The organism is Roseburia sp. AF02-12 (genome assembly GCF_003461765.1).
In the GTDB taxonomy this organism is placed as follows: Bacteria; Bacillota; Clostridia; order Lachnospirales; family Lachnospiraceae; genus Roseburia_C; species Roseburia_C amylophila.
Genome location: NZ_QTXS01000002.1, coordinates 610,089 through 635,321, shown reverse-complemented (window position 1 = coordinate 635,321; position 25,233 = coordinate 610,089). Strand labels below are relative to the sequence as shown.

The following is a 25,233-nucleotide window of genomic DNA, read 5'->3' as shown; positions in this document are numbered from 1 at the left end:
GATATCCTAATTGTGTAATAATAAACTGTCAATGAACAGCCATTTTACATGGCATACAAAATACCAAAGCATTGCCTTCCGGTATAATTTTAATGCCTTTTTATCAGACATCTTTCCGGTCTTGCAATATTCTAACCACGCCTCGGATACTGTAAGTCCGTCTTTTTTTATCTTTTCCTCATAGAAAGCCACCTTTTCTCCGGCTGGCTGTTCCTTACATTTATGCATGAAACTCATATCTGCCCGGTGACGTACGAGACTGTAGCGGATAAATTCCGGTGCAATCTTCTGCTCCAAGTCATAGTCCATCAAATTTCTAAGATAGTTGATAAACCGGGAATTTCCCGTCCAGATGCCGTCTCCGGTCTGACGATAGCTCGCCATAATATCCGGCATATAATATACATCCCCATGCTTGATAAAACAGAACGTAATGGTATTATCATTAAAATAATCTGCTACCACATCCATCGGAATATCCTTGATATAGGCACTTCGCATCAGAATAGAATCCGGATGGAAATAGAAACGTCCCCAATAGGTTGTTCCCTTTAATTTCATCGTATGATTGCAGTTTAAAAATGGTGTATTTTCTTTCGTCTTCTCATCATAGGCATAGACATTGTGGGCACAGACTGCATATTTTGCATTTTCCGGCTGATCCATAATCTCTACCTGCTTCTGCAGTTTATGGTCATCGATATAGAAATCATCCCCATCGAGATAAGCAAAATACTCTCCCTTTACATACTGCAAAAGATTCAGACGGTTTCTTGATGCCCGCTGGCTGCTGTTGTATTTCACACCAGGTTCCCGGTCCATCACATAAATTTCCATTCTATCCGGATATTTCTGCTTCCATTTCTGTAATTTTGCCATGGTGCCATCGGTAGAACCATCGTCACCAATCAGCACCTCAAAATCAAAATCACATTTCTGGTCAAAGACACTCTGCAATGCCTCATCCACATAATCTTCCTGATTATAAAAAGTCACAAGGACGCTTACTTTCATACTATCCTCCAGTGCCTACAATGTAATTGAGTAGGTCAGGTTATTACAATAGGAACTTCCGAAGTCTTCTTTACTGGTAATCAGTCCCATATTCAGATAATTACCCAAATCTTCGGTTGCTGTTCCCCAGGAAATCCGTTTATAGCCACGATTCTTCATTTCCACAATCATGGAATAATACATAAAGGTCATCGGGCTTAATTTATTAAACGCCTGTCTTGCAGCAAGATACTGTGTATGGGCACAGCCTACTTTATCGAAATAAAACATCATGGAGCCAGCTAACATTTCATCCTCTTTGAAGATGCCAAAGAAGCCGCATTCCTCCGGGAAACGGTCATTCTTGAAATCTAAAAGCTCTGCTAAAGTATGTACCGGTTTGGTATCATACTTGGAAAGGTTCTCACAGAGAATATCATAGAATTCTTTAATCTCATCATCTGTCGTCAGCGGTCTGCATTCCAGACCTTCCTTCTCACAGTTGTGTACATTGGTACGTTTTCCCTGTGCAAAGTTAGATAGAATTGCCTCTTTATAGGTAGCATAGTTTACATAAGTGCTCAGTTCCTTATGCTCCGTATAGCCTGCATGCTGGAATGCATACTGGAATAAATCACTTTCTACTTCTGAGAAAATATCGGAAGTCATCTTAAGATAAGCCTCGTTATAGCCCTGCTCCTTAAGATAATCTTTTAATTCTTCTACTAATACCACTACATGTTTGGCATTGTGATGCTTCTTGTCGATAATGATACCGCCAAAGGTGGTTCCTTTGTGGGAGAAAAATACCTTTTTTCCATCCTGCTCCAATTCACATGCCGGAATCAGGGCTGCGATATTATTTTTTTCATTATATACTACCAGAGATACATCTTTAAATCTGCCTGCCGGATGATAATTGAAGAACCGGCGGCTCTGTAAAAAGGTTCCATTTATGGATTTTTCTGCGATAAATTTATCCCACTGTTCCTCTAAACTGTCCTCATATTTTTCAAATCGAAACATAGTCTCTCCTCTTCTATTTGAATGCATTGATTGCATCAATGACATATCCGGTTTCTTCCTCTGTCATTCCATAATACATCGGAATGCTAAGCTCTGTTGCAGAAATCTCTTCTGCCAGTGGAAGCTCTCCCTTTTTGATGCCAAGGCTTTCATATGCGCCCTGCAGATGCATTGGAATCGGATAATGTTTATTGGTTCCAATTCCCTTTTCATTTAAGAACTTCTCTAATTCATCCCTGCGTGCACAGCGGATTGCAAAGATGTGGAATACATGCTTCGTATCCGGCATTACAGTTGGCAGAGCAATTTCCGGATTCTTAATTCCGGCAAGATATTTCTCTGCTGTCTCAATACGGTTTGCATTCCAGCGGTCTAAATTCTTTAATTTAATTCTTAAGAAAGCTGCCTGCATCTCATCTAGTCTGGAGTTATTTCCCTGATAGATATGATGATATTTATAATCAGAACCGTAGTTGCCAAGGGCACGTACTTTATCTGCCAGCTCTTTATCATTGGTTACAAAAGCTCCTGCATCTCCTAATGCGCCTAAGTTCTTGCCCGGATAAAAACTGAATCCGGCTCCGTCTCCAAGACTACCCACATGTTTTCCCTTATAGAGTGCACCATGTGCCTGTGCAGAATCTTCAATTACTTTCAGATTATGGCGTTTTGCAATCTCCATGATTTCATCCATTGGTGCCGGCTGTCCATAAAGATGTACTGCCATAATTGCTTTGGTCCTATCGGTAATCTTCTCTTCGATTCTTGCCGGGTCAATGTCAAAGGACTCTAAAGTCGGCTCTACAAATACCGGAGTTGCACCTGTATAAGAAACTGCCAGTGCAGTTGCAATAAAGGTATTGGATGGAACAATGACTTCATCGCCTGTCCCGATTCCATATGCTTTCAGTGGAAGGAACAGTGCATCCAGTCCGTTGCCTACACCGACACAGTATTTCACGCCACAATATGCGGCATACTCTTCTTCAAACTTTGCTAATTCTTCTCCCTGGATAAACCAGTTTTTCGCTAAAACCTGCTGAAATTTTCCGGTAAGTTCGTCCTTGATTTCATCATGCATTTTCTCAAATGACACAAATGGTATTTTCATGGCAATTCTCCTTTACTTATTCTTATTTTCCTCTTTTACAAATGCAAGGAATTTATCGTAATCCCTGATATAATCATTTTCATCATAATATTCTGATGCCAGTACCATCAGCACTGCATCCTCGGAGAAATCATACATTTCCCGCCACATATTATTTGCAATATATAAGCCTTCATATGGCTTGTCCAATAAGACCTCTGCCGTCTCACTGCCGTTATCCAGATGAATCTTACAGGTTCCATGAATCGGAATTAGAATCTGTTCTAAACACCGGTGTGCATGATAGCCTCTTCGTACACCATCTACGGTATCATACATATAGTAAACACGCTTAATTTCAAATGGAATATCACGCATCTCTTCCAATGCTACCAGCTGACCGCGTTCATCCCCATGCTGCTGAAATCTGTACTTAATCACTTCCATGGACATTCTCCTTCTTCCACATTCCTGTGTTCTGCTTTTCTCGTTTCTTTTCTATGTTACTTTCTATTTTCGCTCTTATTTTAGTTCCTGTTTCGATTCTCTTCTTACTCTGCTTTTTCTTTGCCGAATTCCGGATTATCCAAAAATCCCTTCTGCTGATGTGATGGCTGGTATGCGCCTTTTCGCACCTGCAGCATATGGCTTACAAGATAACGGATGGCATCCGGATTGCGGAACAGCCGTAACAAAGTACGAAGATAAAGGTTTCTGATTTTATATAATCCCAATACCTTTTTCTGCTTCTTCACATATGGATTATCGCTGTACTGCTCCTGAATCATGGCATAGAACCGGTCTACATCCTGTGCAAGAAGTTCTGAGAAGCTGCTTTTCTTTCTGGTGGATACTCCGGTATCGGCCTCATACCATACCAGATAATCCGGGAAGAAATGCATCGGTCTGCCATCTAAGCCTGCCATCATCTGAAAAATATCTTCTGCATAAATGACCGTTCCCTCTATCTTCTTAAGATAAGTCATATAATAGTCTACGGTATAACAGGTACATGCACCGGAAGCATTGTCCCGATACAGCACCAGATTCTTTACAATCTTATCCTCATTCCAGTTCTTATATGGAGATAAATCAAAGGGATGCGGAAATTCCACATAATCTACACCGCCATCTTCCCTGCGGCAATAACCCCGCATCAGTCCAAAGCAGGACTCATACCGGTTCTCTTCCATAAAATCATACACCTGCTGCAGGGTATGTTCATTATAGAATGCATCCCCCGGTCCAAAATCCCGGACATATTTACCCTTTGCTTCTGCCAGACCATCTATGAGGTTCTTTACCGTTCCCTGATTCTTCTCATGAGGAATAAGGGTATAATTTGTAAACTGGTGTGCCGCAAAATATGCCTCTATCTTATCAAAACAGTTTTCTTCTGAACCATCATCTGAGACTACAATTTCATAATCCTTAAAGGTCTGTGCCATGACAGAATCCAGTGTAACTAATAATTTCTTCCAGTCCGGATGATAGGTTACGATTAAAACAGTAAATTTCATCGTTGCTCCTTCTTGTTAACTTATACAGTTTACTATGTTTTCTTAAAATTTGCAACTTATAGCCTTCCGATGAGGAATACCAGACGTACAAATATCTCGTCTACGGCTTTCTGTCTTAACTTCTTCGGATAAAAAACCTTGCGCAGTGCAATTACCGGATGAAAGCCGTCTTTGGTAAAAAGGTCTAAGATCTTCTGATTCTCCGGTGTCAGCCTGTCCTTATAAAGCTTGCCATATTCCTTAATCTGCTCATGAATGTGATGGAAATAATGATTCAGGAAAAAACGTTTAAAACGCCAGATCTGGAACTTAATAAAGCTGTCTCCACCATCACTGACATTATTATTATGTCTGCGGTATTTTACCGTCGGACGCTCATCATAGATTACTTCGCCCATTCCGGCACAGACCATATACATCCACCAGTCATGTCCGGTAGATTTCTCCGGCATCTGCTCTGTTACCATGTCCTTTGCTTTGCGGTTAAATACACTGTTAAAGCCAAGAGACACACAATCCACCAATGAATTCACAAAAGAAATATTCGGCGTCTTCCCATCCCGGTGCGCCATGAAATTTAAATCTCCGTCATAGAAATCATAATTGGAGAAATACAATACCGGCACATCTTCCCTTGCATGTTCTAATTTTTCCACTGCCATCTTAATCTTGTCTTCAAACCAGACATCATCCTGGTCACTGAAAGCATAATAATCTGCTTCGCCGCCATTTGCAATGAGCCATTCAAAACTCTTTACAAAGCCGACATTCTCTCCTGCCTCTAAATGAAGCAGTCCCTTTTCTTCATATTCCCTTACAATTGCAAGGGTTCCATCTTTAGAGCCGTCATCCCTGACATAAAGTTCCACATTGGGATAAGACTGATTTAAAATGCTGTCAATCTGTGCCTTAATATACTTTTCTCCATTATAAGCAGACAGTAATACATTTACTTTTTTACTCATACAATTCCTTTCTTGCCACAAAACCTATCCCGGTATCATATATTCTCTCTAATGAATCAAAATAAGCCTGTTCATCCGCATAAATCTGGCTGTCCTTTAATACCAGAATATAGCTGGCATCAGACGCATTCAGGTGATTGAAATAATCCGTATGATCCGGGTCACTTTGTCCCCAGCCATAATACCGCTGGTCTGAAATTGCCTGATACCATAAATCATCTTCCCAGTATCCTGCCATCGGCACAATTTCTTCACCCTTTCTGATTAATTCATTATATACCCAGTGATAAAGTTCTTCCTTTTCCTTAGAATAACCCGGCATGCCAAATGATACATAATTATAACGCAAAATATCATTAAAATCCTCTGCCTTATAAGTAGAAATCATCAAATCATTATGGACTGCAATTTTCTCCTCTATCTTGCCAAGGTACATTCCTGTTAAAAATGCCCACATCACAAAGCTTCCGGTTATCAATACCTTTGTCTGCTTTTCTGCATAGACAACTGCATAATAGACCAATACCAACGCAATCAGCCACAACAGGAAATGAATCTTGTAAAAATAATAGGTAGATGCTTGTCCATTTACTGTCTTCAAGAAAAGATATAAAGCAAACAGAAGCGTATACGGTGCTAAAAACAATACCAGATTATTCTCCTTCTTCCTACACATCTCATAGAATCCAAAGAGCATCAATGGAATAAACAGTACAAAGTTTGAAAACAAATCCCGGTAGCAGGCTCCCTCATTTACCAGTGCAGAAGATACCGTCACGCCATTGGTAAAGATACCTGCATACGTATAATAAAAGCCTACGATGCATGGGAACAGGAATACCGTCAGACAGATTGCCACGGTATCTTTGGATACCAGTTTCTTTACTTTAAACTGTTTTACAAAAATGCAGGTAATCAAAGCAAAGAAGGTAACCGGCATAAACATCACATAACATTCAAAGATAGCCAGACAGCCTAACATCAGACATACAATATTCTGCCATTTTGGCATATCATCCTTTAAATAAACGTCTGTCAAAATAATAATCATTCCGATAACCGTTACGCCCATGCCAAGGTAAACAAAGCCATAGAGCATAGAACACATCGGATAGCCTATCATATAGATAAAGGACAGGACATAAGCTGCCACTCTGCCAAACCGGTCTTTGCTTAACCTTCTTGCAATTCCATAGAAGATAAATGCCGACATCAATAGCTGAATCAGTTCACTTAAGACGAAGAATCGATAGAAATAATCCACCGGTGCAAATGGAGCTAAGAATTCGAAAAGCAGTCCGTTTAACACCGTCTCATAAAACATACTGGTTACGGTTCCGGTCTCTACTAAATCCATAGCTGCCCGGAAATGATTTGCCGGATCAATGGTCAGGAAATTAATATTAAAAGCCATTCCGCCATATCTTACCTTTGCAAATACTGCAATAATTGCCACTGCGGTTACAAGAAATACTGCATCTGTTATGTCAAATTCATACCTCTGCCATTTCTTTTTCTTAACAATAAAAAACCAGAGCAATCCGCCGGTAAGCAAATCAATGATCCCCATTGAAATAATATTGACCGGAATATGAATCACATTCAGGATTGCTGCCCAGAATGTGTGATAGCAGTTCATCAGAATCAGCAGTAATACAATCCATGTCATTCCTGCCTGCTTCCGCTCTGATTTATAACTAAAGAATGCACCACTTAAAAGCGCCAGCACTGCTATTCCGTAAAAAATTGTAGTTCCAAAGTTCCATCCCATCGTATGTTATCTCCCTTTTCCTTTTGTTTTCCCGCGTTTTTCTTTTGTTTCCTTTATTCTATCTTTTCTTTAATAGCAGGTATTCACCAGCATAAATACTGCGTACAACAGCATAATTCCCATGATTCCGGAACATTTTACCGTAAAATGTCTGATATCCTGTTTCACCCGGTCACTTCCCAGCGCCAGAAACGGAAGTACCAGCATCAGAATAAAATATCTACCCTGAATACCATTGATGACAGAAGAACCTACCGGATTGGCAATGCCATCCCCGATATAAAGTCCCATCATAATTGCTGCAAAAGTGATTATAAAAGCAAGCAGCATAATAATCCGGTGTCGTATCTTAATCCGTCCTCTTACTTCCTGACCGTCTAATAGACCAACACCCAAAAGGAAGCATGGTCCAAATACCAAAAACAGTGTCAGTGGATAATTCATACTGCCTAAAATATTTAACTGCATCAGATATGCATTGATATTTACCAACAAGGTAGAAATGATAACCTTTACTGCCGCAGCCGGATACATCTTTAAATACTGCATCTGTGTCATGGTGTCTGCACCGCCGCTGGCACCTGCCTGCAAGCCGCTGATTCCGGAGGATACCCGCAGCATAACATAGCCACCTAAGATGACGAACGGAAGTAATGCGATTATAAAGGATTTCCAGTAATCTTTTCTGCTGTTAAACTTATCTTTCGGTATCATAAACACCAAAAGGCCAAGACACGCATAGACATATTTACTTAAGAACATCATCAATAATAAAAGTCCAAGCACCAGTGTTTTCTTCCAGTTCAGTTTCACTTTTTCATCAAAAGCATAGTAACAGCACAGTGCTACAAATAAGAAGCCCACACCATTTAATACTGCATCCTGGGAAAGAGAGGATGCCTGATAAATGCTTAAAGGCATCACTGCAAACATTGCCATAAGATTCTTATAAAACGGCATAAACCGCACCGCTGCATATGCCAGTCCCATATATGCCAGCAAATTGAAGATACGTCCCATCAATATTACACCATAAATACTGAAATTGAACGTCCTTCCAAGGAAGATTCCAAGCCCCTGTGGCCAGTATACTACGGAAGTCACACTGTCATAATAAGTCATCTTTATCTTATTTTTTGAAAACTTATGGCTCTTTAAATATTCCATATAGGCAGTTCCTTCACTGCCATTTGGTGTCAACTGCCGATAAGCAATTTCCTGCACATTTTCCGGCACATAAATCACACCATCCTCATGCGTGAGATTAGCAAAGGAACCAAGTATATTTCCATAGGACACGTCCATGCTCCGGTAGAAATGGGAAGGTCCGTCACATTCCTGAAATGCCGGATTGATTACTGCCATGCTAAGTCCCATCACAAAAACCAGTATCAGTACCATATTTTCCGGCTTTGCCCATTTTACCGGCATTACAAAGATTCCAATTACCACTGCCATTCCCAGTGCAAACAGAACAAAAAATGTCTTATTGAGTCCACCACCATAGACTACCGACATACGAAGTCTTGCAGCCGTTGCCTCTTCATTAACAAGAAGCGTCTGCTCATAATCTCCGGTCAAGGCACAATAATATACCTCCGATTCCCTGGTCTCCTCTTCTAACGTCAGATATACACTTCGTGTTCCCTCTACCCCATCTAAGGTCAGTTCCATGCTTACCACTTCTTCTGTTCCGGTAGACTTTGGCACATTACATTTTACTGCACTTAATACCTCATCTGTCTCTGCATCCCTAAGCATTGCCTGAATCGTAATATCCTCTCCGGAATCATTCGTCATAAGCAACGCGATATTCTGCATATTGCCGGAAATTGTAAAATACTGTGACACCACCGCATCTTCAGCAGCAATATTTTCCTCTTCTCCACTCATATCATTATAATTATCCTGATTAGAGTTATAGAATATGCTCCGATGCTTTACCAGCAACAACAGCATGACAATAAGAACTACTCCCGCCACGATATATTTCGGTGGTATCTTCTTTAACTTTTCCTTCATTTTCCTTACCCCTGTTTTCTCTTTCTATCCCTGCGATACAGCCACAGACAATAACCTGTCAGCAATAATGCTCCAAGAATACTTACTACTTCCCCCTGTTTCATATAAGGGATATGATAGACTGCCTTCACTTCATGATTTCCCGCCGCAAGCTTCACTGCCAGAAAACCATAATCTCCATTGATAGTCTCTGTTTTCTTACCGTCAACATAAACTTCCCATCCATCCTGGTCCGGAATTGTAAGAAGCAGAAAGCCTTCCTTTTCATTCGAAATAGTTCCGGTAAAATATTTTCCATCTGCTACAAATGAACCCAGTGTCACTTCTCCGGTTTCGGTATCATGCAGCACATCCTCTCCATCCGGTACGATTAAGGTATCCTTTAAAAGCAGCCTCCGTCCTGTCTCATCCATAGATTCGCATTCGCTCTTAGAAATCGTATTGGTATAGAAGGACGCAGCAGAATCAGCATACTTATTTCTGTAAATATAAACGCTGCCTGTTCTGCCAACATATTCACACCAGGAATAATCCAATTCTCCCATGGATAAAATATATTTTAAGTTAATAAGGCTCATTGGATAGACTTCCGATTCATCAGAATATTCAAAAAGCCTCTGGGCATCGGATACCTTTACTTTGGTATATAACATATTATAAAAATCTGCAAGATGCCGGTTAATGGTACTGTTATAATCTGTCACAGAAGAATAACCCATGACCTGGGAATCTCCATAGGTAGATACCGCTGCATATCCTTTATCCACACGGAAGAAGCCTTTATCCTGCTCTTTTAAATATTGGAGGGCATCCATGGTATCATTTGTCATGGTATGACCATCATATCCCATTGCTTCTGTCCAGGTATATGCTGTCCAACGGTTATTATTGGTCATATGGCTTTCCAGACAGGTGGATAACAGAATACATACCAAAAACAGACTCCCCGCAACCTTTTGAACCTGACGATTCTTCCAAAGTCCCACCGCAAGTAAAATAATTGCAAAAGCAACAAATAAGGTAAGAATTACTGCATCATATTTCTTCACTTCATCCGATGCCCGGTTATATGCTTCAATCACTACATACATGCTGGCTACCAATCCAAGTAGCAGCCCGGTGAAGCTGAACTCTTTTTTTATCATAAGTCTGTCCCACTCCACAGCAACCAGTAAAGCTGCTATCGGCATAAGCACAAAGGTATATCTCGTCTGTGCATAAGCAAATCCATTGAATGCAATAGCAACACCCGGATTAAAGATTAATAAAATTCCAACTAGAGCTATCAACACGCCATACCATATTTTCTTTACATCCTTACATCGCTTTATGCTCTGTACAAGAAGCTGTCCCAAAAAGAAATAGATAAATATCGTAAAGCACACATTTGGCATCTCATAATAATTAGTCCAGCCATCAATGCAGCTATAATCGTTGATATAATATAAGTTATTCGAAATCAGTCTGCCTGCTGTCTCTGCATTCTGTGCCATGGTATAGGACGAAAACAGACCGCCAAAGAATTTTGCCAGTGCCGATGCCTCCGAATCCAGTCTGGAAGAACTAGAGGTCAGATAGGATGCCGCCGGAAGCAGCATCACTGCACCGGTCAGCACACCGCAAATAACACTTCCTAATATGCAGCAGCCTCTTTTGATGCGCTCCTTCACATTCATTCCAAGATTTGGATTCAAGAGCCGCAGTATACAATAGATTGCCGCAAATGCCAGTGCCATATACGTATTGTAATAACTGTAGATAATCGATGCTGCAACGGAAATTCCAAGCCCTGCCACATATCTTATCTTAAATTCCTGTATCAGCTTCTCTAAAAAAATCAATATCAAAAGAAGATAGATACAGATGGTTCCCAAAAGGTAATGCTGTCCCCAGAGCATCAAATATCCGTTAAAAGCATAGAGATACCCGCCGATACAAGCAGCTTTCTCACTTACCGGAAACAGCTTTAAGAAATAGCGGCACAGCAATGCTGAAATAATAATTTTTAAAATCTGCGCAATTACCAAAAGCCGTCTTACTTTTCCGATACCGAGTACCACGCCGCCTAATATCACAAACAGCCCAAAGGGATCAAGGGTCTGTGAAATATTATTGATAAAACTGGTTCCCAGTCCATAATCCCAATTCCAAATGGAAAATGTTCCTTCCGTAATTCTTCGCACACAGTTTAGATAATACGGATAATACTGCTGCATCGTATCTGCGCCCATATCCATATAGATAAAAAGCCGCTCTCCAAAAATAAAATCGTAGAATACATACAGTGCTGTAATTCCTACAAATCCAAGAAAGACAAAAACTGTCAGCCACTTGCGAAGCTTTTTATACTCTGCCGGAATCAACTCCATTCCATGCAGTAAAATACAAAGAAGCCACAGTGCTGCTCCCGCTTTTGCAATCTCCTTCTTATGCATTCTTGCAAACACACTGAAAGGATTGCGATAGCTTACATTTGTAAGATTATAATGTAACCCCGGCTGGGAAGAAATCTTAACCCGGATATACTTTGTTGTTTTCTTTATCTGAACCGGATTGTGCCCCAGTTCAAAGGTATACGGAGACGATTCTTCTGCAAAGGTCTCGTTTTCCGACTGCCAGATTTCTCCTAAGATTCCCTCGCCCTCAATACGGCTCATCTCAAGATCAATTAACTTATCCGAATCCACCGGAATCACAAAATAAGTATCTTCTCCGGTCACATAACCATTTCCATCCTCCGATGGAATCAGGTCGTTGGCCCCGGCTAACACTTCATCCATATCCTGATACTGTGGAAAAATAGTGGTATATATCTTTAGATTGTCAAAACCTCTTGTTCCAACCGTTCCCACCAGAACCAGCCCTGTAAGAATCAGAACCAGTTCTGCAAGCAATACTGCTGCATTTTTTAACCATTTCTTCCTATCGACTTGAATCTGCATCTTCCTTCTCCTCATTCAGCATCTGGCGTACCACATAAAGGGGTCTTTGTTTTGACTGCATAAAGATATTTCCTACATAAATGCCTACCAGACCGACTACCATAATAATAATTCCTCCGATGAGACAGTTGGTTGCCACGATACTGGTCCAGCCTGCTGCCACATGTCCGGTAAAATAATAGATAATCAGTCCGATAATCACCAGTGCTGAAATGATGGACATCAGAAATCCAAAGCCCATGGTGAATTTCAAAAGTTTATCCGACTGGGAGGTTAAAATCTCTCCCGCCATCTTAAAACGTTTCTTCATGTTATAAGAGGATTTTCCCTCAAAACGCTGGTCGTGTTCCACATCAATTGCAGTCTGCTTAAATCCAAGCCATTTCACATAAATTACAAAGGCACGGTGCATCTCACGCATCTTACAGTAATTATCGATTACCACCCGTTTGCTGATACTGAAATTACAGATTGCCGGGTCATAATGTCCATCCGATGCAAAAGAATAAATCTTATAGAACATCTTTGAGACAAGCACTTTTAAGAAAGAATCTTTTCTATGAGCTCTTCTTGCAAAGACTACATCGTACCCTTCCTGTGCTTTGCGATAAAGATTCGGAATTTCCTCCGGTCTGTCCTGCAGATCGCAGTCCATTACGACAACCCAGTCTCCTTTGGAAGCATCCAGACCTGCAGTTATTGCCATAATCTGTCCGAAATTCCGGGATAATTCAATCCCCTTTACACGGCTGTCTTCTTTACATATTTCTTCGATTACTTCCCATGAATTCTGCGGGCAGGCATCATTTACCAGAATAATTTCAAAATCATCGGTAATCGTGCTGACTGATTCCACCAGACGTCTATGCAATTCATGCAGTGCTGCCCGGCATCCATAGACCGGAACTACAACTGATATATCCATTTTCATACCCTCCTATAGGTAAAACACGATAATACCAAGCAGTATCAGTGCATTTCCAAATACTTTACGCTTTGTAATCGGCTCTTTAAAAAAGAAAAAGCTTAAAATCATAATCAGAATATAACCCAATGATTCAATGACCGGGCCATTCTTATACTCAATGCCATGATAAGCTAAAATCGTCAGTACCGTTGTTCCAACCATCATCATGTATCCGATAATTACATAAGGATTCAGATATTCCTTAATCACGTTATCGTACTTCTTTGCTGCACTTTTCTTTAATAAGACCTGAGAAAAAGAGGCAACAATAACAGACGCTACAAGAAAAAGCCAGTATATCATCCTTCTATCCCTCCTTATTCACAATCATGGTGCCGGCAATTACCAGAAGGACACCAATAATATTCTGTACCGAAATATGTTCTCCAAAAATCAGTGCTGCCCAGATCATAGACCACAAAATCGCAATGCTCCGGTTTGCATATGCTACCGACAAATCAACCCTTTTGATAATCTGCTGCCAGAAAATGGCATACAATCCAAGGATGCAGATTTCTACTCCGTAACACAGAATAAATCCCATGGATAAAAACTCATATCCTGCTGCAAACTTCGCTGCCACACCGGATAATGTGTATATCATAATTACCAGCTGCAGTAAAATCAGCAGTAGCCACTTTTTCTTTCCTTCTACTTTACTCATCGTTCCAACCAATCCTTAATCTCTGCCTGATTTTTTCCAGCCAGAATGTAATAACCAAAACGGCTTCCACTGTCTACTACCTGATGTTCCCCTACCGGTTCCATTTCACTTACCATCTGAAGCAGTTCCGGACTTTTGCTCTTAATCTCCTCCAAAACATCCAGATCCTTCTTTGTAAACACAAAGCGGATTCCTGCACACATCGGCTCATGTGCCGGTGTCAGTTCCGGTTCCTGTCCCAAAGCAGTCTCAATTACCATGCGGACAAAGTCATATCCTGAAGATAAATATACCAGATGGGAGCCAATACAGTCGCCACCCATACGGGAACCGATTTCAATGATTCTTACATTGCCATCGGCATCCAGTTTAAATTCCGAATGGGAAGCACCATTTTCAATCTCAAGAGCAGTAAGTGCCTTCGGAATAAATTCCTTCACCCGGTTCATTTCGATTTCAGAAAGCTCCGGTGGCTCCATATGTCCGGTCTCAATAAAATGAGGATATCCTGTGGTATATTTCTTTGTCACCGCCAGCACATGATGTCTGCCCTGATAAGAAATACATTCACAGCTATATTCATTGCCTTCGATATATTCTTCAATAATTGCCTTCTTTTCAAAGGAATTACGCACTGCCTCTTCCACTGCCGGAGCAATCTCTTCCATGCGTTCCACCCTCATAATACCGCGGCTTCCGGAACGGTCGGTCGGTTTTACAATCATTGGAAACTGCATATCTGCTACAGCCGCCGCATAATCATCCCCTTCACATACACTGACAAAGCCCGGTGTCGGCACACCATGCTTCGAAAAAGCTTCCCGCATAGCAAATTTATTGGTAGATATATAGATACAGTTGTCAGAATTATGTGGTAATCCAAGCTGCTCTGCCAGATACTGCACGGTAATATTGGCAAGATCAGATGCTATTGTTGCAACTGCATCCGGCTGAATCCTCCGGCATTCTTCTAAGATTGCTTCCTTTTCCACAATGCTGATGGGATAAAAATAATCTGCTGTCCGTTCTCCGATAGAGCCATCTTTCCATGCAAATACATGTGTCTCATATCCCATCTCTTTCGCCTTTAAAATGAGCGGATTCTGAAAAGAATTCGCTCCTATAATTACAATTTTCTTCATATTGCCATCCTCCCGGCACTTAACTTTCCTTGCGGCGGCTTGCGATAAACTTATCCCATCTTCCGCTTTCTAATTCTTTTTTATAATCTTCCATTATTGCACGATAAGAAAGATATTCCGGCACGAAACCGAAATCTTCCTTCGCCTTTGTCATGTCAAACAAAAAGGATGGTGTATTATTTGGCTTATCCGGGCGATAGACAATCTTAGATCCCTTACCCGGTCCAAATACGTCAATAACGGTCTGCACCTGCTCCTCTAAAGTTAGTTCTGTACCGGATGTCATATTATAAAGGCCATAGGTCTTATCACTGCGTAATGCCATCACAAATGCTCTTGCAACATCCTTTACATAAATAATGTCTCTGGAAATCTGTGGGTCACCCCAGATTTCAATGTCTTTTCCGGCTTCTGCATTCTCAATAAAGGTCTGGATTCCGGTCTTATAATATTTACCATTCACATAAATCTCAGAATGAGGTCCTACTCCGTATACCGGTGGCAGGCGGAAAGATGCACACTGCATGCCATGCTGCTCATTATAATATTCCATCACATCATTGGCTGCATTTTTGGAAATCACATATACCGCATGGTCTCCGGTATACATAAAATCTCTCGGCTCTGTCTCTTTTAAAGCAACGCCTTTCTTCCATGCATTTCTTACATCTGCATAGCTGCTGGTGGAAATCACTTTTTTAATGCCGTTCTTCCGGCAATACTCTAATACATTAACGGTTCCTTCTACATTAATGCGGATATAGTCTGCGGCATTCTCATCTGCACTGATATCCACCGGTGCATTTGCCGGAAGCAGACCTGCCAGTAAAATGACACCCTCTACACCTTCTGTCGGTAATTTGTCAAAATCTTCTTTTTTCGAAATATCCAATGACACACAGGTAACGCCTTTTGCTTCCAGTTCCTGCTTCATGATTGCATTTCTTCCAGTTGCCAGCACCTCATAACCTTCTCCCAAGAAGCGGTCTACGGTATACATTCCAATAAATCCTGTTGCCCCAATAACAATAACCATTTACTCTGCCCTCTGTCCTCTTTCCTGTATTTTCATTTATCTCTCTTTGTAAAATGCATTAACCTTATCTATCACATAGTCTGCCTGTTCCAATGACAGATTATAATATAATGGCAGGCGGACCAGCCTCTCGCTTTCCCTCGTTGTATAACGGTCTTCTCCTGCAAACATACCATAGCGCCGGCCTGCCGGTGCTGTATGTAATGGAATATAATGAAATACTGCCTGTACCCCCTGTTCCTTTAAATAACTGATTAAAGCTGTTCTTTCCTCTAAATCTCTTGCTTTCAGATAAAACATATGTGCATTATGTACGCAGCCCTCCGGTATCGTTGGGCGGATAATTTTACCCTCATCAGATAATTTTTCCAATCCATCCCAATAGCGGTTCCAGATAGACCGACGTTTTTCATTAATCTTATCCGCTGCTTCAAGCTGTGCATAAAGATATGCTGCATTCAATTCACTTGGCAGATAAGAAGAACCTGCTTCTACCCAGGTATACTTATCAATCTGTCCCCGGAAGAATTTGCTGCGGTTAGTTCCCTTCTCCCGGACAATCTCTGCATTTTCCACATTTTTCTCATCCCGGATTAAAAGTGCTCCGCCTTCTCCCATACTGTAATTCTTTGTCTCATGGAAACTGTAGCATCCGTAATCTCCCATGGTTCCAAGTGCTTTCCCCTTATAAGAAGCCATCACACCCTGGGCCGCATCCTCAATCACCAGAAGATTATATTTCTTTGCAATTGCAAGAATAGTATCCATTTCGCAGGATACCCCGGCATAATGTACCGGAACAATTGCTCTTGTCTTATCCGTAATTGCATGTTCAATCAGTTTTTCATCAATATTCATGGTATCCGGCCGGATATCTACAAATACCACCTTTGCCCCTCTCAACACAAAAGCATCTGCTGTTGATACAAAGGTATAAGCCGGCATAATTACTTCGTCTCCCGGCTTGATTTCTGACAGAATTGCCGCAAGCTCTGTTGCATGGGTACAGGATGTTGTCAGCAATGCCTTTTTTGTTCCTGTATGTTCTTCTAACCAGATATTGCACTTCTTGGTGTATTCCCCATCCCCACATATTTTCTTATTTTCTACCGCCTTACGGATATAGTCCATGCTTTTTTCCATATAAGGTGGTTCGTTGAAATTAATCATTTCCAAACCTCCATTATGTTTCATTGTATCTACTATCTTTTATTTTATCATTTTATTATTCCTTTAATGAAAAGTCTGCTTTATCCAGTGTTAAATTTGGATTATAGTACGGATCTCCATGTTCTAAAAGTTCTCCCCATCGTTCTCCAAATAAACCTATCTCCTGCTGGAATCTCGCCACCTTATCAGCGGAATCCTCCTGCCCTCTGGACTTTGATTCATAATGATAAAACTGTGCATATGGATTATATACCACAAGATAGCCCGCTTTTCTTACCTTCAGGCAAAAATCAATATCATTAAAAGCTACCTTAAATTCTTCATTTAAACCTTCTACTTCATCAAATACACTTCGTCTTACCATCAGACAGGCTGCCGTTACTGCTGACAAATCCTGAACGCTTATAATTCTTGAAAAATATCCATTATCATCTCTGTCCTGTCCGATAAAGGCATGTCCTGCAACACCACCGAAGCCAATGATGACGCCTGCATGCTGTATCGTGTTATCTTCATATAATAATTTGGCTCCAACAATCCCCACATCCGGACGCATACATACATCCAGCATTTCTTTGATGCTGTCCGGCTCAATCATTTCTGTATCATTATTCAGAAGCAGGACATATTCCCCATTTGCCTCTTTTGCACCAAAATTATTGATTCTTGAATAATTGAAATCTTCCTTGTAATATAAGACCCTGACATTATCCCTTTTCTCAATCTCTTTATAATAAGCGAAGGTCTCTTCTTCTGTACTGTTATTCTCTACAATGATAAATTCAAAATTCCGGTATGTGGATTTTTCTTCTATGGAATCCATACATTTTTTTAAATCCGCAGCATGATCCTTATTTGGAATCAAAATAGATACTAACGGCTGCTCCTTCCAGAGATAATGGGTACGATACATCCCATAGAATGGTCCCTGCTCCACTTCTGCCGGAATTCCGATTCTGTCATAATGTGCTTTTACCGCTTTGCACCCATTCTCAAAGGCATATAACTTGCTTTCCGGATTCTCGGAGGTTGACTGTGCATGACAGCGCCAATGATACAGCACCTTCGGAATATGCACGATATGCTCTGCTTTTTCTGTACAACGTAAAATAAAATCATGATCCTGTGCACCATCATAACAGCTTTCAAATAACCCCGCCCGCTCCATCACATCTTTGCGAACAACAAAGAGATGACAGATATAATTCATGGTACACAACAAATCAATATTATAATCGGATTTAAAATGCGGCTCAAAAAATTTCTTTCCACTCATATCCACTTTATCTTCGTCCGAATAAATCACATCTGTCTGTGGCTCCTTCTGTACCGCTTTTGCACACTGATACAGTGCTTCCGGAGAAAGTAAATCATCATGGTCTGTCAGCACAACAAAATCACCGTCTGCCATTTTCAATGCTTCATTGGTATTGCCGGCAATTCCCTCGTTGCTGTCTAAAAGGCAATATTTAATCCGCTTATCTTTTGCAATATATTCCCCGACAACAGGCTGGAGGCTGTGTTCCCTGCCACTTCCATCCGCAAGGCAAAGCTCCCAATTCGTATAAGTCTGTGCCTGTACCGATTCTATCATTTCCCGCAGATATTTTTCTTTTGTCTGGTACAGCGGAACTGCAATGGAGAAACATGGACCATTTTCAAATACTTCCTGTCTCTGTCGAGCCAGTTCTTCTTCCTTCACACCATATTTTTTCAGAAAATCCTCGTAATTTCCATAATCTCTCTGACCACTTAACTTCTGGCAGACCTTCTTTATAGTATTTTTCAGTCCATAATTCTTCCAGTAGCGCAAAGTCTTCTGAAAAATATTCGCGGTATCCTGACCGTTTTCTCCGTGTCTTATTTTATCTAATGCTGCAACATAAGTGCTTTCTCTTCCATCGGCACTTAATTTCAAAGTCAGCTTACTGCCACCCTTATCCGGCACATATATCTCAAAGCCGCATTTTGCATCGGAAGAAAGCTCCGGGATTACATCTACTACATCCTTCCGGTATTTCCAGTGAACCTCTGTAGAGACTTCTGTTCCATCTACAATAACCTTGCATGCCGTCTCTTCTCCTGCAGCACTCCAGCCAGTCAGAATAAACTGATTCTCCTCAAAACGTTCCATTTCAAGATTGCTGTCCAGATGATGAACCAGCTTTTCAAACTGCTTTCTGTTAGCATGAAAAACTTCCGTTTCTTCCGTGCCAAGACAGCTGCATACCTTGAAGTCAGTCACAGCTTCTTCCGGCAGCTGCAGGCTTGCGGTAATTTCCTGTCCCACATTCATCCGATAGTGAAGATATCTTCTCCGCACCTCCGGTCCTTCTGTGCATACAATGGAAATCGGCATTTCTTTCTGATTCACATATACTTTCAGTGTTCTTTTCTCCGGATTATCCTCCGGAAAAAATCCACGAATTATCAATTGTTTTTTATCCTGTACATGCAGTCTGATACATTCTGCAACAAAGTCACGTTCTGCCATAGCTGCCTCCGTTCTTAAAAGAAATCATAGCTTTTTATATTGTACCAAAAATAAGCCGGATGGTCAAATAATGACCACCCGGCTTCTATGCCTTTTCTATTCTTTTAATACTTGTATAACTGATTCATATAATCATTTAAAATACTATAACCATATCCTTTTTCTGTAGCCCAGCCAAATCCAGATGGATTCTCTGATATACCAAGCCACTCGATATATGGAGCTGTTCCGGAACGATTTGCCGCAAACCAGGAACTGTAACGTTTATCCACAACCGGATTTGCAAAGACTGGATTCTTTACTGCATATGCTTTCAAATGCTGCACATGTGCCCGGATTCCTTCTCTTACATTCTGATAGGAATCTCCATTCGTGCCTGCACCTGTTACACCCATTCCTGCAAAATTAAACTGCTCAATCTGTACCTGTCCATTAAATCTTAAAAAACCGGTCTCTTTCATTGCCTGACAGAATGCCAGTGCCGGATCCACACCTTCCGCTACAGCTTCCTCATAATACATCTGACAGAACGCACGGATGTCTGCTGCATCGGCACTTCCATAATAGGAAGGATAGGAAGCTTTCGCATTATAGTAATTCACCATCTGGTTTACTGTAGTCGTTGATTTTGTAATAACAGAATGATAAATCTGTGACTGTGCATTTCTGCCCTCTGCTTTACCATTCTGGATATAATGCATATAATATGACTTCAAATTATTGCCAAATGCCTGCTGCAAATCAGTATAATTGTTTTTATATATCTGAACGTTAAAATTCTTGCTTGCCTGACGTCCTTCGGACATTCCATTATTTATAAAATGGGAAAGTAAATCAATATCATCCCCCTTAAAAGCAGCTTTCAGATCACTGTAACTGCCATTATAGTAGCTATAATCGTATACTGCTGAATAATCTGTACCATTAAGGCTTGTAACCGGATTCTGCAAAGTTTTTACACCGGTTGCGATTCGTCCTTCTTTTTTGCCACTATTCATATAATGAACATAATAGCTTCTTAAATCTTTGCCAAATGCCAGTCTTAAATCCTGATACTGATTCCGGTAAGAGAAAACATCAAAATCAGCCTTTGCCTGACGTCCTTCACTCATTCCACAATTTACAAAATGGGCAAGCAGTCCTACTTCATCATTTGTATATATTCTTGCTAAATCACCATATTTTTTGATATAAAAATTGTAATCATATACCGCAGAATAATCTACTCCATTATATGTTGTTACTGGATTCTGAATAGATTTCACACCTGTAGCTTTTCTGCCTTCTGCTTTACCATTGCTAATATAGTGCATATAATAGCTCTTTAAATTATTTCCGAATACTACTCTCAAATCCTGATATTGATTCCGATAAGAAAAAACATCAAAGCTGTCTTTTGCCTGACGTCCTTCGCTCATTCCACAATTTACAAAATGAGCAAGTAATCCTATATCATCATTCGTATATATCTTCGCCAAATCACTATGCTTTTTCAGATAATAATTATAATCGTATACGGCTGAATAATCTATTCCATTGTACGTCGTTATCGGCTTTTGTAATGTATTTACACCTGTAGCTTTTCTTCCTTCTGCCTTTCCACTACTAATATAGTGCATATAATAACTCTTTAAATTATTTCCAAATGCAGCCCTCAGATCAGGGTACAGATTCTTATATGAATATACATCAAACTGGGAACTTCCCTGGCGTCCTTCTGCCATACCATACTGTATAAAATGCTGTAATAGCGCACTTTCATCACCGCCATATGCTGCCTTTAAATCAGGATAGCGGTCTGCATAATATGCAGCATCAAATACTGCTGAATATTCTTCCGGTGTCTCTTTCTTTAATCCAAAATACTGTGCAATTCCGGTTGCATCTGCCACACCAAGTTTTTTTAATCCTTCATCATTGGAAAGGAAGTTAGCCGCATCTGAAGAATTAGACATAAAAGCATGCTCTACAATAATTCCAGGGATGCCATATTCCTTACAGTGTCTGATTACTGCATAATAATCTGCTGCTGAGCCATCCGGATATTTATCCTCTTTTGCATTTCTTATCTGTGTCCCTCTGTCTTTTAATCCAAGCCTGGTCAACTGCTCTAAAATCTTAGATGCAGCCGAGCCACCTACCTGACTGGTCCATGGGTTATAATTCTGGTTTGGATACCAGATTTCTGCACCAGATGCACTGGATGCACTGGAATAATTATTATGTAGAGAGACAAAAAGATTTGCTCCCATATCTCTTGCTATATCAGCTCTCCGCTGGAGGCAGGATTTATTATTTCCCCCACCATTCGGGCAGGAGGCAGAATCTCTCGTCATATATACAGTCACACCATAGTATTCTTCCAGTTCCGCTTTACAATACTGTGCAATTTTCAGATTCAGCTGTGCTTCCACGAATCCATTTGCAGAACTTCCGCCATGGGTTCCATCGTGCCCCGGGTCTAAGACAACAACCACATTTCCATTATAACGTGCTTTGCTTATTCCGGATTCTGCCGTTTCTGCTTTCTGGGTTGCAATGGCATCCTCAATCGAATCTTCTGATGTCTGATTGCCATTTTCATCAAAGCTTACTACATCCATATCTACATCTGTGGTCTCTTCATCTACTACTTCTGCATCCGGATTGGTCTCTACTTCTGTATTGACACCAAACCTAACATCCATTCCTGCATCAGATAAACAAATCTGATACTCCTGACCATCTTTCTCATAAATGATAGCGTCCAATGCATATTCACCGGTACGGCTCTCATCCGCAAAAGTCTCTGAAAATCTGAGACCGTTTCCATCTATCTCTGTGGCTGCCATCTCATAAGCTGCTCCATCAGATACTCTGTGATACAGTAATCTGCCACCACCAATAGCTAAATCTTCATTTCCGATATTGGCAACTACATTCTGTGTACCGCCAACTGCTATGTACGCATTATCTAATACCAGATAATTCAGTAAATCTTCTGCTGTCAATATATCTGCTGTCACTGCATTTTGTGTGTCCGCACTCTGTGTTTCTATTTCTGACTTTCCGGCAGTTTCTGTTCCATCAGTAGTTTCTTCTGTAGCGGTTGTTCCTTCTACTGTCTCTGTCGTTTCCTGTTCAGTGTCTGCAACACTCTCCTGTCCGGTAAGGGCTGTGTCTACTACTGTTTCCTCATTGCTCTGCTCTTCTGGCGTTACAGTATCCTGTATTTCCTGCGTTTGTGCTGCATACAGATATTCTGTAGGCAGGCTGGTAAGAATTGTTACTGCTGCCAGCAAAAGGGCTGCTTTTCTGCTCCATTTCTTTTTCATTTTATCTTTGCTCCTTTGCTGCTTTACTACTTGTTTCTTTTTGCTAACTATCTATTTTAACACTTTATCTGATTATGGCAACCACTTTTCCCAGGAAAGACTGCCTGCCGGCTGGCTTGCTGCTGATGGAAAATACTGTCTGATACAGTCGGCAATAATCTGCTGTTTCTTTGGAATAGGATAGTCTGCCCTTATCATATAGTCCTTCTTATAGGCGCGGAACATATAATCTGTGAATGTTTCTGCCCGGTCTTCCCTTCCATTGGTCTTAGCATAAGCAGAAATATAATATTGTTCTTCACATCCTCTGTTATAATCCGATGTGGTATAATCACTATTTGTACTGTTCACTTCTGCATCCGGTTTGATTGCTTCCGTTGCTTTTAATGGTGATTCATACTGCTGTGTGGAATCATTCCATGATTTTGCTTCTATATAATATTCAATCAGATGCATCATTTCATGATTAAAGGTTCTATCAGACAGTAAAAAAGACTGGGATGTATTTAGTGCAATAAACATTTGATCTCCATACTCCCTGCTTGTCACTCCTGCAAAAGAACCTCCGCCAGCATCCAAATTATGTACCAGCTTTATGGTTACTGTAGTAATATCCTGCATGTCTGTAAAAAAACCTTTCGGATATCTTGCCATCTGTTCATCCACCATTGTAATCCATGTGAGCGTTGTCTCCGGGTCTGTCTCGCCGGAACAATATGTATCAGTCCAATAGAAACCTGCCGAATCTCCAGTCAGGACTGTCACTCCATAATCCTTACTGATTTTTGCAACCTTTGCTTTAATCTTATCCTCCGTTGTTACCGGTTCTTCCGGTTCCGGGCTTGGAGCCGGGTTTGGCTCCGGATTCAGTTCTGGCTTCGTCGTTGTACCAATCTTTGTTACTGCATTTCTACCTTCCTTTTTTCCATAATCAATATAATGAAGATAATAACTCTTATTATCATTGCCAAATGCAGCTCTTAAATCACTGTAATTGCTCTTATATACACTCAGTATAAATTCGCCACTTGCCTGTCTGCCCTCTGCCATTCCGGATTCTACGAAATGACGGATTGCTGCACTGTCGTCTCCTGCAAAAGCTTTCTTTAAATCACTGTATTTTGAAATATAATAATCATAGTTATATACGGCTGCGTAATCTTTTTCCTTATATGCTGTAACCGGATTCTGCAATTCTGTGACACCGGTTGTCTTTCGTCCTTCCCTCTTACCACAATTTATATAATGCAGATAATAGCTTTTCAAATCATTTCCAAATGCCTGTCTCAAATCTGCATATGCATTCCGGTAAGAGGTCACATCAAAATTCTGTGCTCCCCGGCGTCCTTCTGCCATTCCATAATTCACAAAATGTGCCAGTGTACTGATGTCATCATCCGGAAATGCCCTGGCAACATCCGGATTCCTGCTGATATAGTAATTGTAATTATATACAGCTGAATAATTTACGCCATTATATACTGTAACCGGATTCTGCAAGGTTGTAACACCGGCTGCCTTTCGTCCTTCCTTCTTACCGCAATTCATATAATGCAGATAATAACTCTTTAAATCATTTCCAAATGCCTGTCGTAAATCTGCATAAGCATTCCGATAAGACTTTACATTAAATTCAGCATTTGCCTGACGGCCTTCTGACATTCCGTAATTTAAGAAATGTTGAAAAAGTGCATTTTCATCATTTCCAAATGCTGCTTTCAAATCCTTATTATTCCCAGCATAATAGGACGCATCAAAAACAGGTGCATACGCACTTTTCTTCACCTGATAATTGACTTTATCCAGATTGATTTTCTGTTCTGTATCTGTCAGTCTCTCTGTACTGATTGCCGAAGTCTCACAATCTTTCTGCCCCGCATAGAAATGTTCTGCATTTCCACTCGTCCATACCGTTACCACTGCCAGCCCCAAGGCAAGCTGTCGTCTCCATGTTTTTCTCATAAGTATTTTCTCCATATTTTTCTATTTGCACAACTGTTTGTATTGTAACACGATATGAATCTACTTTAAAGAATTACTACTTGTCATTATGAAAATCTTAAGAATTTTGTCACAAAATGGAAAAAGCTGCTGCACCGCCGAAATTCATCTGCCTG

At 40.6% G+C, this 25,233-nt stretch carries 18 protein-coding genes; all 18 read right to left on the bottom strand.

The features are described from left to right. Positions 1-6: 6 nt before the first annotated feature. Positions 7-1,014 (bottom strand): glycosyltransferase family 2 protein, encoded by a 1,008-nt coding sequence (locus tag DV740_RS12455; RefSeq protein WP_118088230.1) that lies wholly within the window; start codon positions 1,012-1,014, stop codon positions 7-9. A 15-nt stretch (positions 1,015-1,029) separates the two neighbouring features. After that, positions 1,030-2,019, bottom strand: coding sequence for a GNAT family N-acetyltransferase (locus DV740_RS12450; protein WP_118088229.1), 990 nt, complete (start codon positions 2,017-2,019; stop codon positions 1,030-1,032). Between the two features lie 13 nt (positions 2,020-2,032). Continuing rightward, positions 2,033-3,130: a DegT/DnrJ/EryC1/StrS family aminotransferase gene (locus tag DV740_RS12445; RefSeq protein WP_118088228.1), complete on the bottom strand. Its 1,098-nt coding sequence runs from the start codon at positions 3,128-3,130 to the stop codon at positions 2,033-2,035. A gap of 12 nt (positions 3,131-3,142) precedes the next feature. Continuing rightward, positions 3,143-3,556: a sugar 3,4-ketoisomerase gene (locus DV740_RS12440; protein WP_117946430.1), complete on the bottom strand. Its 414-nt coding sequence runs from the start codon at positions 3,554-3,556 to the stop codon at positions 3,143-3,145. Positions 3,557-3,660: 104 nt separating this feature from the next. Continuing rightward, positions 3,661-4,629, bottom strand: a complete 969-nt coding sequence (locus tag DV740_RS12435; protein ID WP_118088227.1) for a glycosyltransferase family 2 protein — start codon at positions 4,627-4,629, stop codon at positions 3,661-3,663. A 56-nt stretch (positions 4,630-4,685) separates the two neighbouring features. Beyond that, entirely contained in the window at positions 4,686-5,594 is a 909-nt protein-coding gene (locus tag DV740_RS12430; protein WP_118088226.1) for a glycosyltransferase family 2 protein, read from the bottom strand. Continuing rightward, a complete protein-coding gene (locus DV740_RS12425; RefSeq protein WP_118088225.1) occupies positions 5,587-7,365 on the bottom strand; it encodes a hypothetical protein in 1,779 nt (592 codons plus the stop codon). Before DV740_RS12425 ends, DV740_RS12430 begins: the two co-directional genes overlap by 8 nt. Positions 7,366-7,434: 69 nt before the next feature. Continuing rightward, a complete protein-coding gene (locus tag DV740_RS12420) occupies positions 7,435-9,387 on the bottom strand; it encodes a DUF2142 domain-containing protein (RefSeq protein ID WP_118088224.1) in 1,953 nt (650 codons plus the stop codon). Positions 9,388-9,392: 5 nt separating this feature from the next. Beyond that, on the bottom strand, positions 9,393-12,329 hold the full coding sequence (locus tag DV740_RS12415) for a YfhO family protein (protein WP_158561571.1): 2,937 nt from the start codon (positions 12,327-12,329) through the stop codon (positions 9,393-9,395). Beyond that, the gene (locus DV740_RS12410) at positions 12,310-13,254 is read right to left on the bottom strand and encodes a glycosyltransferase family 2 protein (RefSeq protein ID WP_117840474.1); all 945 of its coding nucleotides are present in this window, start codon (positions 13,252-13,254) and stop codon (positions 12,310-12,312) included. Before DV740_RS12410 ends, DV740_RS12415 begins: the two co-directional genes overlap by 20 nt. 12 nt (positions 13,255-13,266) lie before the next feature. After that, positions 13,267-13,599, bottom strand: coding sequence for an EamA family transporter (locus tag DV740_RS12405; protein WP_117840472.1), 333 nt, complete (start codon positions 13,597-13,599; stop codon positions 13,267-13,269). A gap of 4 nt (positions 13,600-13,603) precedes the next feature. Further along, positions 13,604-13,960, bottom strand: a complete 357-nt coding sequence (locus tag DV740_RS12400) for a hypothetical protein (protein ID WP_022244461.1) — start codon at positions 13,958-13,960, stop codon at positions 13,604-13,606. Further along, the gene (locus DV740_RS12395) at positions 13,957-15,102 is read right to left on the bottom strand and encodes an ATP-grasp domain-containing protein (RefSeq protein WP_118088223.1); all 1,146 of its coding nucleotides are present in this window, start codon (positions 15,100-15,102) and stop codon (positions 13,957-13,959) included. Before DV740_RS12395 ends, DV740_RS12400 begins: the two co-directional genes overlap by 4 nt. Before the next feature lie 19 nt (positions 15,103-15,121). Further along, complete coding sequence (locus DV740_RS12390) at positions 15,122-16,138, bottom strand: NAD-dependent epimerase/dehydratase family protein (protein WP_118088222.1); 1,017 nt, start codon at positions 16,136-16,138, stop codon at positions 15,122-15,124. 36 nt (positions 16,139-16,174) lie between these two features. Next, the gene (rffA, locus tag DV740_RS12385) at positions 16,175-17,308 is read right to left on the bottom strand and encodes a dTDP-4-amino-4,6-dideoxygalactose transaminase (protein WP_118088221.1); all 1,134 of its coding nucleotides are present in this window, start codon (positions 17,306-17,308) and stop codon (positions 16,175-16,177) included. A 55-nt stretch (positions 17,309-17,363) separates the two neighbouring features. Beyond that, the gene (locus DV740_RS12380; protein ID WP_242994311.1) at positions 17,364-19,802 is read right to left on the bottom strand and encodes a glycosyltransferase family 2 protein; all 2,439 of its coding nucleotides are present in this window, start codon (positions 19,800-19,802) and stop codon (positions 17,364-17,366) included. Positions 19,803-19,906: 104 nt separating this feature from the next. Then, positions 19,907-23,116, bottom strand: coding sequence for an N-acetylmuramoyl-L-alanine amidase (locus tag DV740_RS12375; RefSeq protein ID WP_118088220.1), 3,210 nt, complete (start codon positions 23,114-23,116; stop codon positions 19,907-19,909). Between the two features lie 72 nt (positions 23,117-23,188). Beyond that, positions 23,189-25,078 carry a hypothetical protein gene (locus tag DV740_RS12370; RefSeq protein ID WP_118088219.1) on the bottom strand — a complete coding sequence of 630 codons (1,890 nt, stop codon included), beginning with the start codon at positions 25,076-25,078 and terminating at the stop codon, positions 23,189-23,191. Positions 25,079-25,233 lie beyond the last annotated feature (155 nt).

What these genes read in the sequence shown, in the direction of transcription:
- DV740_RS12415 (WP_158561571.1), bottom strand. Translation starts at nt 12,329, where the DNA reads ATGCAGATTCAAGTCGATAGGAAGAAATGGTTAAAAAATGCAGCAGTA.
- DV740_RS12445 (WP_118088228.1), bottom strand. Translation starts at nt 3,130, where the DNA reads ATGAAAATACCATTTGTGTCATTTGAGAAAATGCATGATGAAATCAAG.
- DV740_RS12375 (WP_118088220.1), bottom strand. Translation starts at nt 23,116, where the DNA reads ATGAAAAAGAAATGGAGCAGAAAAGCAGCCCTTTTGCTGGCAGCAGTA.
- rffA (WP_118088221.1), bottom strand. Translation starts at nt 17,308, where the DNA reads ATGATTAATTTCAACGAACCACCTTATATGGAAAAAAGCATGGACTAT.
- DV740_RS12430 (WP_118088226.1), bottom strand. Translation starts at nt 5,594, where the DNA reads ATGAGTAAAAAAGTAAATGTATTACTGTCTGCTTATAATGGAGAAAAG.
- DV740_RS12425 (WP_118088225.1), bottom strand. Translation starts at nt 7,365, where the DNA reads ATGGGATGGAACTTTGGAACTACAATTTTTTACGGAATAGCAGTGCTG.
- DV740_RS12440 (WP_117946430.1), bottom strand. Translation starts at nt 3,556, where the DNA reads ATGGAAGTGATTAAGTACAGATTTCAGCAGCATGGGGATGAACGCGGT.
- DV740_RS12390 (WP_118088222.1), bottom strand. Translation starts at nt 16,138, where the DNA reads ATGGTTATTGTTATTGGGGCAACAGGATTTATTGGAATGTATACCGTA.
- DV740_RS12450 (WP_118088229.1), bottom strand. Translation starts at nt 2,019, where the DNA reads ATGTTTCGATTTGAAAAATATGAGGACAGTTTAGAGGAACAGTGGGAT.
- DV740_RS12435 (WP_118088227.1), bottom strand. Translation starts at nt 4,629, where the DNA reads ATGAAATTTACTGTTTTAATCGTAACCTATCATCCGGACTGGAAGAAA.
- DV740_RS12455 (WP_118088230.1), bottom strand. Translation starts at nt 1,014, where the DNA reads ATGAAAGTAAGCGTCCTTGTGACTTTTTATAATCAGGAAGATTATGTG.
- DV740_RS12420 (WP_118088224.1), bottom strand. Translation starts at nt 9,387, where the DNA reads ATGAAGGAAAAGTTAAAGAAGATACCACCGAAATATATCGTGGCGGGA.
- DV740_RS12380 (WP_242994311.1), bottom strand. Translation starts at nt 19,802, where the DNA reads ATGGCAGAACGTGACTTTGTTGCAGAATGTATCAGACTGCATGTACAG.
- DV740_RS12410 (WP_117840474.1), bottom strand. Translation starts at nt 13,254, where the DNA reads ATGGATATATCAGTTGTAGTTCCGGTCTATGGATGCCGGGCAGCACTG.
- DV740_RS12405 (WP_117840472.1), bottom strand. Translation starts at nt 13,599, where the DNA reads ATGATATACTGGCTTTTTCTTGTAGCGTCTGTTATTGTTGCCTCTTTT.
- DV740_RS12395 (WP_118088223.1), bottom strand. Translation starts at nt 15,102, where the DNA reads ATGAAGAAAATTGTAATTATAGGAGCGAATTCTTTTCAGAATCCGCTC.
- DV740_RS12400 (WP_022244461.1), bottom strand. Translation starts at nt 13,960, where the DNA reads ATGAGTAAAGTAGAAGGAAAGAAAAAGTGGCTACTGCTGATTTTACTG.
- DV740_RS12370 (WP_118088219.1), bottom strand. Translation starts at nt 25,078, where the DNA reads ATGAGAAAAACATGGAGACGACAGCTTGCCTTGGGGCTGGCAGTGGTA.